Consider the following 11,715-nt stretch of genomic DNA (forward strand, 5'->3'; position numbering starts at 1 on the left):
CGTTCCGATTTGTGTCGAGCAGGGTATTCCTGCGGCTGGTAGCGATACGAATCCGCTTTTCTGTAACATGTTCTAGTCTCTGGTGTAAGTCCGCTGAGTAAGTCTGGCGCAGGAGGCAAACGTAAGTGACGTCCATTCAACAGCGTGATGCGCAGTCGGTTTTGGCTGGCATCGATGATCTGCTCCCGCAGATTCGCGAACGCGCTCAGGCGACGGAGGACCTGCGGCGGCTGCCCGACGAGACCGTTCAGGATCTTCAGGATGTGGGCTTCTTCACCCTGTTGCAGCCCGAGCAGTGGGGCGGTTTGCAGTGCGACCCGACGCTGTTCTACGAGGCGGTGCGGCGGCTGGCCAGCGCGTGTGGCTCCACCGGCTGGGTGAGCTCGATCATCGGCGTGCACAACTGGCACCTTGCGCTGTTCGACCAGCAGGCCCAGGAGGAGGTTTGGGGCGAGGACCCCAAGACCCGGGTGTCGTCGTCGTATGCCCCGATGGGTGCCGGCGTGGTGACCGATGGCGGTTACCTGGTCAACGGCTCATGGAACTGGTCCTCGGGCTGTGACCACGCCACGTGGGCGTTCCTCGGCGGTCCGGTGATCAAGGACGGCCGTCCGGTGGACTTCGGCAGCTTCCTGATCCCGCGCAGCGAGTACCGCATCGACGATGTGTGGCACGTCGTGGGCCTGCGGGGCACCGGCAGCAACACCGTCGTCGTCAAGGACGTCTTCGTGCCGCGCCACCGGTTCCTGTCCTACAAGGCCATGAACGACGGCACCGCGGGCGGGTATGAGACCAACACCGCGCCGGTGTACAAGATGCCTTGGGGCACAATGCATCCCACAACCATTTCGGCGCCGATCGTGGGGATGGCCTACGGCGCGTACGACGCGCACGTCGAGCATCAGGGCAAGCGGGTGCGGGCGGCGTTCGCCGGCGAGAAGGCCAAGGACGACCCGTTCGCCAAGGTCCGCATCGCCGAGGCGGCCAGCGACATCGACGCGGCCTGGCGTCAGTTGAGCGGCAACGTCGCCGACGAGTACGCCCTGCTGTCCGCCGGCAAGGAGATCCCGTTCGACCTGCGCGCCCGCGCGCGCCGCGACCAGGTGCGCGCCACCGGCCGGGCGATCGCCTCCATCGACCGGTTGTTCGAGGCGTCCGGTGCCACGGCCTTGGGCAATGACCAACCGGTGCAACGGTTCTGGCGCGACGCGCACGCCGGCCGGGTGCACGCGGCCAACGACCCCGAGCGGGCCTACCAGATCTTCGGGAACAACGAGTTCGGGTTGCCGCCCGGCGACACCATGGTCTAGCGCCGGCGACGATGCAGAGCGAAGCGATGAGGAGGAGCGGCGCCGAATGACCGGCACCTCGACAACCGAAGAAATAACCTTCGAATCGACCTCGCGCTTCGCCGAGGTGGACGTCGACGGCCCGCTGAAGCTGCACTACCACGAAGCCGGGGTCGGCAACGACCAGACCGTGGTGCTGCTGCACGGCGGCGGACCGGGCGCGGCGAGTTGGACGAACTTCTCCCGCAACATCCCGGTGCTGGCCGAGCGGTTTCACGTGCTGGCCGTCGACCAGCCGGGCTACGGCCACTCCGACAAGCGCGCCGAGCACGGGCAGTTCAACCACTACGCGGCACGGGCGCTCAAGGGCCTGTTCGACCAGCTGGGTCTGGGACGCATTCCGCTGGTTGGGAATTCGCTGGGCGGTGGCACCGCGGTCCGCTTCGCGCTGGATTACCCGGACCGGGCCGGCAAGCTGGTGCTGATGGGGCCCGGCGGGGTCAGCGTGAACCTGTTCGCGCCCGACCCGACGGAGGGCGTCAAACGGCTCGGCAAGTTCTCCGCCGAGCCCACCCGCGAAAACCTCGAGGCGTTTCTGCGGGTGATGGTCTACGACCAGAAGCTGATCACCGACGAATTGATCGACCAGCGCTTCGAATTGGCCCGCACACCCGAATCGCTGACCGCGACGCGGGCAATGGGAATGTCTTTCGCCGGAGCCGATTTCGAGCTGGGCATGATGTGGCGCGAGGTGCACCGGCTACGCCAGCCGGTGCTGCTGATCTGGGGCCGCGAGGACCGGGTCAACCCGCTGGACGGCGCGCTGGTCGCACTGAAAACCATTCCGCGTGCACAGCTTCACGTTTTCGGGCAATGTGGGCACTGGGCACAGGTGGAGAAGTTCGACGAGTTCAACAAGCTCACCATCGATTTCCTGGGAGGTGCGCGATGAGCATCCGCTCTCTGGGCTATCTGCGTATCGAGGCCACCGACATGGCGGCCTGGCGCGACTACGGCCTGAAGGTGCTCGGCATGGTCGAGGGCAAGGGCGCCACCGATGGCGCGCTCTATCTGCGGATGGACGACTTCCCGGCACGGCTGGTGATCGTGCCCGGCGAGCAGGACCGGCTCATCGAATCCGGCTGGGAATGCGCGAATGCCGCTGGGCTGCAAGAGATCCGGAACCGGCTAGACATCGAGGGCACGCCCTACAAGGAGGCCACCGCCGCCGAACTGGCCGACCGCCGGGTCGACGAGATGATCCGGTTCTCCGACCCGTCCGGCAACTGTCTGGAGGTCTTCCACGGCGCTGCGCTCGAACACCGCCGCGTGGTCAGCCCGTACGGGCACAAGTTCGTCACCGAGGACCAGGGCCTGGGCCACGTGGTGCTGACCACCCGCGACGACGCAGAGACCCTGCACTTCTACCGCGACGTGCTGGACTTCAAGCTGCGTGACTCGATGCGACTGCCCCCTCAGGTGGTCGGCCGGCCCGCCGACGGCCCCCCAGCCTGGCTGCGGTTCCTGGGCTGCAACCCGCGCCACCACAGCCTGGCCTTCATGCCCGGCCAGACCCCCAGCGGCATCGTGCACCTGATGGTCGAGGTCGAGAACGCCGACGACGTCGGCCTGTGCCTGGACCGGGCCCTGCGCCGCAAGGTGCCGATGTCGGCGACGCTGGGCCGCCACGTCAACGACCTGATGCTGTCCTTCTACATGAAGACACCCAGCGGGTTCGACATCGAATTCGGTTGCGAGGGAAGACAAGTCGCCGACGACGACTGGATCGCCCGGGAGAGCACCGCGATCAGCCTGTGGGGCCACGACTTCAGCGTCGGATTCAAGGGTTAGTTTCTCAGGCCATGGCTGCCGCGCCGATCGACCCGCGCACGTTTCGCAGCGTGCTCGGCCAGTTCTGCACCGGGATCACCATCATCACCACCGTGCATGACGACGTCCCGGTCGGTTTCGCCTGCCAGTCGTTTGCGGCGCTGTCGCTGGACCCGCCGCTGGTGTTGTTCTGCCCCACCAAGGTGTCGCGGTCGTGGCAGGCGATCGAGGCCAGCGGCCGGTTCTGCGTCAACATGTTGACCGAGCAGCAGAAGCACGTCTCGGCCCGCTTCGGCTCCAAGGAGCCCGATAAGTTCGCCGGGATCGACTGGCACCCTTCCGAACTCGGTTCGCCGATCATCGATGGTTCGCTGGCCTACATCGACTGCACGGTGGCCTCCGCGCACGAGGGGGGCGATCACTTCGTGGTATTCGGTGCGGTGCAGTCGCTTTCGGAGGCGCCCAAGATCAAGCCGCGGCCGCTGCTGTTCTATCGCGGTGAATACACCGGCATCGAACCGGACAAGACGACGCCCGCCCAGTGGCGCGACGACCTGGAAGCGTTTTTGACGACCACCACCCAGGACACCTGGCTGTAGCGGGACACCTGGCTGTAGCGGCGCCCTACCGGTCGCGGCGGTCGGCGGACATGTCGACCGTGGGGGAGTTGTCCGCTATCGGCTGCTCCTGGCTCCACGCGGGGTCGCGTCCGGCGGCGTTCTCGCCGGCCGCGGCATCCCTGTCCTTGTCGGCCTTCACCTTCGGGTCGAGGTTGTCGGCACGCTTGAACTGCTCGTCGAGCTGTTCGCGCGAGGACGCCGCTTCCGTCTGATGGGTTGACGCCCGATCATGCAGGCGGGCGGCTTCGGCGGCCTTGGCCTCGGCTTCGGCCTGCGCGGCACGGGCTTTCGCGGCCGTCTCGGCGGCCAGCGCCTCGCGGCGCTCGACCTTGGCGCTCTCCAACTTGGCTTTTTCGCGGATCTGTTCGGCCTCCCGCTCGCGGCGGCGCCTGGTGGCTCTGCGGGCGGCGATGGCCAGGGCGACGATCACGAGGACCGCCACAACTGCGGCGATGACGATCCAGACGGTGTTGCTGGTATTCATGATGGACTCCGTTGTCGATATACCGAAGCGCTAAGGCCCCGTTCGCCGGGTTGCCGTATTCGACAGGAACGAAACAACCCAAGTCGACACCCGCGGCTCGGGCGCCTCCGCGGGGCCGGAGAATGGAGTCATGACGCTGGACCTGAACGGGTACTTCGACCGCATCAACTACGACGGTCCGGCCGAACCGAGCCTCGAGGTGCTACAGGCGCTGATGACCGCCCACACCGGCTCGATCCCGTTCGAGAACCTCGATCCGCTGATGGGCGTGCCGGTCGACGACCTTGGCCCGGAAGCCCTCACCGACAAGCTGGTCCGCCGGCGCCGTGGGGGCTACTGCTACGAGCAGAACGGCCTGATGGGCTACGCGCTTGCCGAAATCGGTTTCCGGGTGCGGCGGTTGGCCGGCCGGGTGGTCTGGATGCAGCCACCCGAGACGCCGCTGGGCGCCCAGACGCACACCGTGCTGGCGGTGACGTTCCCGGGCTCGCGGGGTTCGTTTTTGGTCGACGTCGGCTTTGGTGGCCAGACGCTGACGTCTCCCATCCGTTTGCAGACCGGCAACGCCCAGCAGACCACGCACGAGCCGTATCGGCTCAACGACCGCGGCGACGGCCTGGTGCTGCAAGCGCAGGTCCGCGACGAGTGGCAACCGCTGTACGTCTTCGGCACCCAGAGCGTGCCCCAGATCGATCTGCGGGTGGGCAGCTGGTACGTCTCCACGCATCCGTCGTCGCATTTCGTGACCAGCCTGATGGTCGCGTTGACCACCGACGACGCCCGCTACAACCTGGCCGGCCGGAACCTGACGATTCACCGCGCCGATGGCAGCGAGAAGATCCGCCTCGAGGACGCGGCGGCGGTCGTCGAGGTGCTCGGTGAGCGGTTCGGCATCGACGTGGCGGGCATCGGCGAGGCGGGTGCGCTCGAGGCGCGCATCGCGCAGGTGCTCGACGCCTAGGCGCCTCGTGCGGTTTCGCTAGCGCGCCGCGAGCCAGGTGCCGAGGCGTCGCACCGCTTCCTCGATATCGCGGGTCGGGCCCGCGAACGACAGCCGCACGAACGAATTCCCGCGCGCGGTGTCGAAGTCGATGCCTGGTGCGATCGCAACACCGGTCTGCGCCAACAGCTTTGAACAGAACTCGATCGAGTTGTCGGTGAATTCCGAAACGTCGGCGTAGACGTAAAAGGCGCCGTCGGTGGGGGCCAACCGCTCGATGCCGATGCTGCGCAGCCCGTCGAGCACCAGCGAGCGGTTGGTCGCGTAGTGGTGCAGGTGACCGTCGGCTTCGGCCGTCGCCTCCGGGGTGAAGGCCGCCACCGCGGCGAGTTGCGACAGCACGGGCGGGCAGATGGTGAAATTGCCGGTCAAACAATCCACCGCGCGGCGCAGCTCGGCCGGCACCAGCAGCCAGCCCAGCCGCCAGCCCGTCATCGCGTAGTACTTCGAAAAGCTGTTGACCACCACGGCGTTTCGGGATGTCTGCCACGCGCAGCTGGTCTGCGGCGCACCGTCGTAGACCAGGCCGTGGTACACCTCGTCGCTGATCAGTCGCGCTCCCGACGCATCGCACCAGGAGGCGATGGCGGCCAGCTCCGCCGGGTCGATGACGGTGCCCGTCGGGTTGGCGGGGCTCGCCACGATGACGCCCTGCACCGGCGGGTCGAGTTCGGCCAGCATCTGCGCGGTCGGCTGGAAGCGGGTCTGCGGCCCGCAGGGAATCTGCACCACCTCACAACCCAAGGCGGACAGGATGTTTCGGTAACACGGGTAACCGGGGCTGGCCAGCGCCACCCGATCGCCGACGTCGAAGCAGGCCAGGAAGGTGAGCAGGAAGCCGCCGGAGGAGCCGGTGGTGATCACCACCGCATCCGGTTCGACGTCGAGCCCGTGCTGGCGCTGGTAGTCGGCGGCGATCGCGGCGCGCAGTTCCGGGGTGCCCAACGACACCGAGTAACCCAGCTCGTTGGAATGCACGGCGGCCGCCGCGGCCGCTCGCACCGGCTCGGGCGCACCCACGCTGGGCTGGCCCGCCGACAGGTTGACCAGGTCGCCGTGGCTGCGCTGGCGTTCCGCGGCCGCCAGCCACACATCCATCACATAGAACGGTGGGATGCCGGCGCGCAGCGAGACACGGTCGGTCACGGCGTCTGGAGTACCTCGGATTCCAGCCGCTTAAGCAGTTGTTGCGGCGAATCCAGCAGATGCGCGCTGCCGTGGGCGCGCTTGAAGTACAGGTGCATATCGTGTTCCCAGGTGATCGCGATGCCGCCGTGCAGCTGGATCCCCTCGGCGGCCACGACGTTCAGCGCCTCGGTGGCGGCCAGGCGGGCGGTGGCGGCGTTGGTGGGACTGGGGGCATCGCAGGCGTCGGCGACGACGGCCTTGGCGGCGGAGACGGTGACATACAGATCGGCCATCCGGTGCTTGAGCGCCTGGAAGCTGCCGATCGGCCGGCCGAATTGCACTCGGTCCCTGGCATATTCGACCGTCAGCTCCAAACAGTGCTGCGCGGCACCGATCTGCTCGGCGGCCAGCAGGATGGCCGCCGTGTCCGCCAGGCCGGGGTCGGTGCCGATCGGCTCGGTCTCCTCGGCCGTGAGCCGCGCCAGGCGCCGGGTCGGGTCCATGGTGGTGACGGGCTCGGCGCCGAACCGGGTCCACCTGTTCAGCCGGCCGTCCTCGACGGCGACCACGACGTCGGCGATATCACCGTTGACCACGTAGTCGGCGTCGAACACCAGCGCGCCGATCGCGGCGCCCTCGGCGAGGCCCTCCAGCGTCGTGACGTCCGGTTCGGCCGCGCTCAGCAGCGCCAGCTCGGCCAGCGTGGTGCCGAGCAGCGGGGAGGGCACCAGCGCGCGGCCCAGCTCCTGTAAAACCGTTGCGGCATCGGCCAGTTCGCCGCCCGCGCCGCCCAGCTCCTCGGGAATCACCAGTGCCGCCGCGCCGACCTGCTCGCACAGCAGCTGCCAGAGCGACTCGTCGTAGCCCTTCTCGGACTCCATGGCCGCGCGCACGGCCGCCGGGCCGGCGTGCTTGGCCACCAGGGCGGCGACGGTCTCGCGGAGGAGTTCGCGTTCTTCTGTTGTGGTCATAGCGCCTCCAGCACTCGGCGCCGGTGCTGCTCCGGGGTGCCCCACGCCGACCGCAGCGCCTGCACCCGCAGCAGCAACAGCGACAGGTCGTGCTCCTGGGTGAAGCCGATCGCACCGTGGGTTTGCAGCGCCGACCGCGCCGCCAACAGCCCCGCCTCGGACGCCGCCGCCTTGGCCGCGCTGACGTCGCGGGGGTCCAGCGTCAGCGCCGCGCCATACACCAGCGGACGGGCCAGCTCGATGGCGATGTGCACGTCGGCGAGCTTGTGCTTGATCGCCTGATACGAGCCGATCACCCGGCCGAACTGGGTGCGCTGCTTGGCGTAGTCGACCGCGCCGTCGCGCAGCGCCTCGGCCGCACCGATCAGCTGGGCCGCGGTGGCCAGCGCGCCGAACTGGTAGGCGCGCTTGACATCCGCCTGCCACGACGGCCCGGTCGCGGTCACGTCGAAGAGCTTTCGGCTGGGGTCGACGGACTCGTGGGCGTCGCCTGGTGTTGCCTCGGTGACGCCGTTCTCGCCGGCCAGCAGCACCAGCCCGGCCATGTCGGCGTCCACCGCGCGCGGCGTCTGCGGCGGCAGGGCGACGGTGGCGATCAGCTCACCGGAGGCCAGTTCGGCGCATCGCTCGGCCCGATCGCCCGAGGCGAGCAAAACCGGTGCCACGGCGATGGATTCGGCGACCGGCCCCGGCACGCACCAGCGGCCCAGGCGCTCGACGGCGACGACGAGGTCGACGGGGTCGGCCTCGATCCCGTCGAATTTCTCCGGCACGGCCAGCGCGGTGACGCCCAGGGTGGCCAACTGCTCCCACACCTTGCGGCCCGGTGCGGTGTCGCCCGCCGCCCACGCGCGCACCGCGCCGGGCAGATCCGCCGCGCCCAGCGCGGCGTCGATGCTGGCCGCGAAGTCGCGCTGCTGTTCGTCTAGCGCAAATTTCACTTCTTGCCCCCGGACTTTTCGCGCGGCAGGCCCAGCAACCGCTCGGAGATGATGTTGCGCTGAATCTCGTTGGTGCCGGCGTAGATCGGGCCGCCCAGCGCAAACAGCAAGCCCTCGGTCCACCGGCTGGTCAGTTCCCCGTCGGCGGCCAGCAGGTCCAGCGCGGTCTGGTGCAGTTCGACGTCGAGGTCGGACCAGAACACCTTGGTCACCGAGGATTCGGCGCCCAGCTCCCCGCCGAGGCCCAACCGGGTCACCGTGCCGAAGGTCTGCAGCCGGTAGGCCTGCGCCTTGATCCAGCCGTCGGCCACCCGGTCGGCGAACGCCTCGGGTGAGCCGCTGTCCTGCCACAGCCGCACCAGCCGCTCGGCGGTGGCCAGGAAGCGGGCCGGGCTGCGCAGTGACATGCCGCGCTCGTTGCTCGACGTGCTCATGGCCGCCCGCCAGCCCTCGTGCGGGGTGCCGATCACGTCCTCGTCGGGCACGAAGACGTCGTCGAGGAAGATCTCGCCGAACCCGGTGTCGCCGCCCAGCTGGACGATGGGGCGCACCGTGACCCCCTTGGCCTTCAGGTCGAACATGAAGTACGTCAGCCCGTTGTGCCGCTCGGCTCCCGGGTCTGACCGGAACAGCCCGAAGCCCCGCTCGGCGAACGGGGCTCGCGAGCTCCAGATCTTCTGCCCGTTGAGCAGCCAACCGCCGTCGGTCTGGGTGGCGGTGGATCGCAGCGACGCCAGGTCGCTGCCGGACTCGGGCTCCGACCACGCCTGGGCCCAGATCTCTTCTCCGCTAGCCATTTTCGGCAGGATCCGGTCGCGCTGTTCTTCGGTGCCGTGCGCGAACAGCGTCGGCGCCAGCATCGAGGTGCCGTTGGCGCTGGCGCGGCCCGGCGCGCCGGCCCGGAAGTACTCCTCCTCGAACACCACCCAGTGCAGCAGCGGCGCGTCGCGGCCGCCGTACTTTTTCGGCCAGGTGATCACCGACAGGCCGGCGTCGAACAGCACCCGGTCCCATTTCCGGTGCTGGTCAAAGCCTTCGGCGTTGTCGTATGACTTGGTCGGGATGTTTTCGGCGTTGGCCGACAGGAATTCCCGGACCTCGGCCTGGAAGGCCAGGGTGTCTTCGTCTAGATCCAGATCCATCAGTCCAGCTCTCGCAGTTGTGGTTTGACCACCTTGCCGCCGGCATTGCGCGGCAACGCGTCGACGAACCGCACCGACCGCGGTGCCTTGAAGTTCGCCAGATGTTCACGGGTGTAAGCGATCACGGATTGCTCGTCGAGTTGGGCGCCGGGCCGGGTCACCAGGTATGCCCGGCCCACCTCGCCGAGCCGCTCGTCGGGAACTCCGATCACCGCGGCGTCGGCCACGCCGTCCATCCGGGCCAGCACCTGCTCGACCTCGGCGGGGTAGACGTTGAATCCACCGCAGATGTACATGTCTTTCAGGCGATCGGTGATGCGCAGGTTGCCGGCCGCGTCGACGGCGCCGATGTCACCGGTGTGCAGCCAGCCGTCGGCGTCGATGGCGGCCGCGGTGGCCTCGGGGTCTTCCAGGTAGCCCAGCATCACGTTCGGCCCGCGCAGCAACACCTCGCCCGACTCCCCGGGGGCCTCGGCGTCGATGCGCAATTCGAAGTCGGCGAACGGGCGGCCGCAGGTGGTGGCCACGGTGACCGCGTCATCGTCGGCGCGGCACATCGTGCCCATGCCGTTGGCCTCGGTCAGCCCGTAGGCGGTCAGCACGATGTCGATGTCCAGTTCGGACTGCATGCGCTCGACCAGCACCACGGGCACGGTCGCCGCGCCGGTCACCGCGAACCGCAACGAGCTCAGGTCGTAGTCGTTGCGCGCCGGGTGGTCGAGCAGGGTTTGGTAGATGGTGGGCGGCCCGGGCAGCACGGTGATGCGGTGTCGCTCGATGGCCTGCAGTGCGCGCAGCGGATCGAAGGTCAGGTGCGGAATCAGCGTCGCCCCGGTCTGCAGGCACGCCAGGATCCCGGCCTTGTACCCGAAGTTGTGAAAGAACGGGTTGATGCACAGATAGCGGTCGTCGCTGGTGATCTTGCCGTTGGCCGCCCAGGAGGCCGACGCCGACAACGACTGCCGGTGCGCGCACAGCACGCCTTTGCTGCGTCCGGTCGTGCCGGAGGTGAACAGGATGTCGCTGACGTCATCGGGGACGACGGCGGACGCGCGAGCCGCGACCGCGTCGAGGTCGGTGCCGCGCGCGATGAACTCGTCCCAGGTCGCCGGAACAGGATCGTCGGCATCGACCGGTATCCGCACGATGTGCCGCAGCGCGGGCAGCGCCGCGCGGTTCAGGTCGGCCAGGCGATCGTGGCCGAGGAAGCGGCCCATGCCGAACAGCACCGGGGCGCCGGTCCGGGCCAGGATGTCGCTGGCCTCGGCGGCGGTGTAGCGGGTGTTCAGCGGCACCATCGCGGCCCCGGCGTGGTGGATTGCCAGGCAGGCCACCACCCAGTGCCAGGTGTTCGGCGACCAGACGGCCACCCGGTCGCCCGCCCGCACGCCGAGATCGATGAGGGCGGCGGCCGCGCGGTGCACCTCGTCGCGCAGGCCGGCGGCGGTGAAGGATCGTTCGTCGGTGATCAGCGCGTCGTGATCGGGCAGCCGGCTCGCGAAACGATCCAGCGCGGCGGGCACCGTGCGCGGATCGTTGGTCATGGGATGCTCCTGTAGCGGCGCTGACGCGATTTTGATTGCCCGGTTTCTCCTCACGCCGCCCCGCGGCGCGCATCGTCACCGAGCTACAAAGCAAGTGCTTGGTAGGTTAGCCTACAGGGCATGCAGGACGTCGAGGAGTTCCGGGCGGAGGTCCGGCAGTGGCTCGCCGACAATCTGGTCGGCGAATTCGCAGCTCTCAAGGGCCTCGGTGGGCCCGGACGCGAGCACGAGGCGTTTGAGGAGCGCCGGGCATGGAACCAGCACCTCGCCGCGGCCGGACTGACGTGCCTCGGCTGGCCGGTCGAGCACGGCGGCCGCGGCCTGTCCACCGCGCACCGAGTGGCGTTCTACGAGGAGTACGCCAAGGCCGACGCCCCGGACAAGGTCAACCACTTCGGCGAGGAGCTGCTTGGCCCCACGCTGATCGCCTTCGGCACGCCCGAACAGCAGCAGCGCTTCCTGCCGCGCATCCTCGACGTCACCGAGCTGTGGTGCCAGGGCTACTCCGAGCCCGGCGCCGGCAGCGACCTGGCCAACGTGGCGACCACCGCCGAACTCGACGGCGACGAGTGGGTGATCAACGGCCAGAAGGTGTGGACGTCGTTGGCGCACTGGGCGCAGTGGTGCTTCGTGGTCGCGCGCACCGAGAAAGGCTCCAAGCGCCACGCCGGGCTGTCGTACCTGCTGGTGCCGCTGGATCAGCCCGGTGTCCAGGTCCGTCCGATCATCCAGCTGACCGGTGACTCGGAATTCAACGAGGTGTTCT

At 68.6% G+C, this 11,715-nt stretch carries 11 protein-coding genes and 1 pseudogene; 6 read left to right on the forward strand and 6 right to left on the reverse strand.

Features of this window, described 5'->3' with window-relative positions:
* Nucleotides 1-125 precede the first annotated feature (125 nt).
* Genes hsaA through hsaB form a run of 4 tightly spaced genes read left to right on the forward strand, consistent with a single transcriptional unit; the run spans nucleotide 126 to nucleotide 3,718 of the window.
* A complete protein-coding gene (gene hsaA, locus A9W96_RS10905; RefSeq protein ID WP_066867379.1) occupies nucleotides 126-1,310 on the forward strand; it encodes a 3-hydroxy-9,10-secoandrosta-1,3,5(10)-triene-9,17-dione monooxygenase oxygenase subunit in 1,185 nt (394 codons plus the stop codon).
* A 46-nt stretch (nucleotides 1,311-1,356) separates the two neighbouring features.
* Nucleotides 1,357-2,241, forward strand: a complete 885-nt coding sequence (hsaD, locus tag A9W96_RS10910) for a 4,5:9,10-diseco-3-hydroxy-5,9,17-trioxoandrosta-1(10),2-diene-4-oate hydrolase (RefSeq protein WP_067139669.1) — start codon at nucleotides 1,357-1,359, stop codon at nucleotides 2,239-2,241.
* Nucleotides 2,238-3,140 (forward strand): iron-dependent extradiol dioxygenase HsaC, encoded by a 903-nt coding sequence (hsaC, locus tag A9W96_RS10915; protein WP_066867375.1) that lies wholly within the window; start codon nucleotides 2,238-2,240, stop codon nucleotides 3,138-3,140. Before hsaD ends, hsaC begins: the two co-directional genes overlap by 4 nt.
* 11 nt (nucleotides 3,141-3,151) lie before the next feature.
* Nucleotides 3,152-3,718, forward strand: a complete 567-nt coding sequence (gene hsaB / locus A9W96_RS10920) for a 3-hydroxy-9,10-secoandrosta-1,3,5(10)-triene-9,17-dione monooxygenase reductase subunit (protein ID WP_067139672.1) — start codon at nucleotides 3,152-3,154, stop codon at nucleotides 3,716-3,718.
* 25 nt (nucleotides 3,719-3,743) lie between these two features.
* Here hsaB and A9W96_RS10925 read toward each other — a convergent pair whose 3' ends face one another.
* Nucleotides 3,744-4,223 carry a hypothetical protein gene (locus A9W96_RS10925; protein WP_067139675.1) on the reverse strand — a complete coding sequence of 160 codons (480 nt, stop codon included), beginning with the start codon at nucleotides 4,221-4,223 and terminating at the stop codon, nucleotides 3,744-3,746.
* A 130-nt stretch (nucleotides 4,224-4,353) separates the two neighbouring features.
* Between A9W96_RS10925 and A9W96_RS10930 the strand changes: the two genes are divergently transcribed.
* Nucleotides 4,354-5,184 (forward strand): arylamine N-acetyltransferase, encoded by an 831-nt coding sequence (locus A9W96_RS10930; RefSeq protein WP_066880108.1) that lies wholly within the window; start codon nucleotides 4,354-4,356, stop codon nucleotides 5,182-5,184.
* Between the two features lie 18 nt (nucleotides 5,185-5,202).
* Here A9W96_RS10930 and A9W96_RS10935 read toward each other — a convergent pair whose 3' ends face one another.
* The 5 genes from A9W96_RS10935 to fadD3 are packed head-to-tail and all read right to left on the reverse strand — an operon-like array spanning nucleotide 5,203 to nucleotide 10,949.
* On the reverse strand, nucleotides 5,203-6,369 hold the full coding sequence (locus A9W96_RS10935) for a pyridoxal phosphate-dependent aminotransferase (RefSeq protein WP_067139678.1): 1,167 nt from the start codon (nucleotides 6,367-6,369) through the stop codon (nucleotides 5,203-5,205).
* The gene (locus tag A9W96_RS10940; RefSeq protein ID WP_067139681.1) at nucleotides 6,366-7,322 is read right to left on the reverse strand and encodes an acyl-CoA dehydrogenase family protein; all 957 of its coding nucleotides are present in this window, start codon (nucleotides 7,320-7,322) and stop codon (nucleotides 6,366-6,368) included. The genes A9W96_RS10935 and A9W96_RS10940 overlap by 4 nt, the downstream gene beginning before the upstream one ends.
* On the reverse strand, nucleotides 7,319-8,263 hold the full coding sequence (locus A9W96_RS10945; protein WP_067139684.1) for an acyl-CoA dehydrogenase family protein: 945 nt from the start codon (nucleotides 8,261-8,263) through the stop codon (nucleotides 7,319-7,321). The genes A9W96_RS10940 and A9W96_RS10945 overlap by 4 nt, the downstream gene beginning before the upstream one ends.
* On the reverse strand, nucleotides 8,260-9,405 hold the full coding sequence (locus A9W96_RS10950) for an acyl-CoA dehydrogenase family protein (RefSeq protein WP_066880114.1): 1,146 nt from the start codon (nucleotides 9,403-9,405) through the stop codon (nucleotides 8,260-8,262). Before A9W96_RS10950 ends, A9W96_RS10945 begins: the two co-directional genes overlap by 4 nt.
* Nucleotides 9,405-10,949 (reverse strand): 3-((3aS,4S,7aS)-7a-methyl-1,5-dioxo-octahydro-1H-inden-4-yl)propanoate--CoA ligase FadD3, encoded by a 1,545-nt coding sequence (fadD3, locus tag A9W96_RS10955; RefSeq protein ID WP_067020469.1) that lies wholly within the window; start codon nucleotides 10,947-10,949, stop codon nucleotides 9,405-9,407. The genes A9W96_RS10950 and fadD3 overlap by 1 nt, the downstream gene beginning before the upstream one ends.
* 120 nt (nucleotides 10,950-11,069) lie before the next feature.
* Here fadD3 and ipdE1 point away from each other — a divergent pair.
* Nucleotides 11,070-11,715, forward strand: a pseudogene (ipdE1, locus tag A9W96_RS10960) (acyl-CoA dehydrogenase IpdE1); the annotation flags it as partial.

It is taken from the genome of Mycobacterium sp. 1245852.3, from assembly GCF_001669335.1.
In the GTDB taxonomy this organism is placed as follows: Bacteria; Actinomycetota; Actinomycetes; order Mycobacteriales; family Mycobacteriaceae; genus Mycobacterium; species Mycobacterium europaeum_A.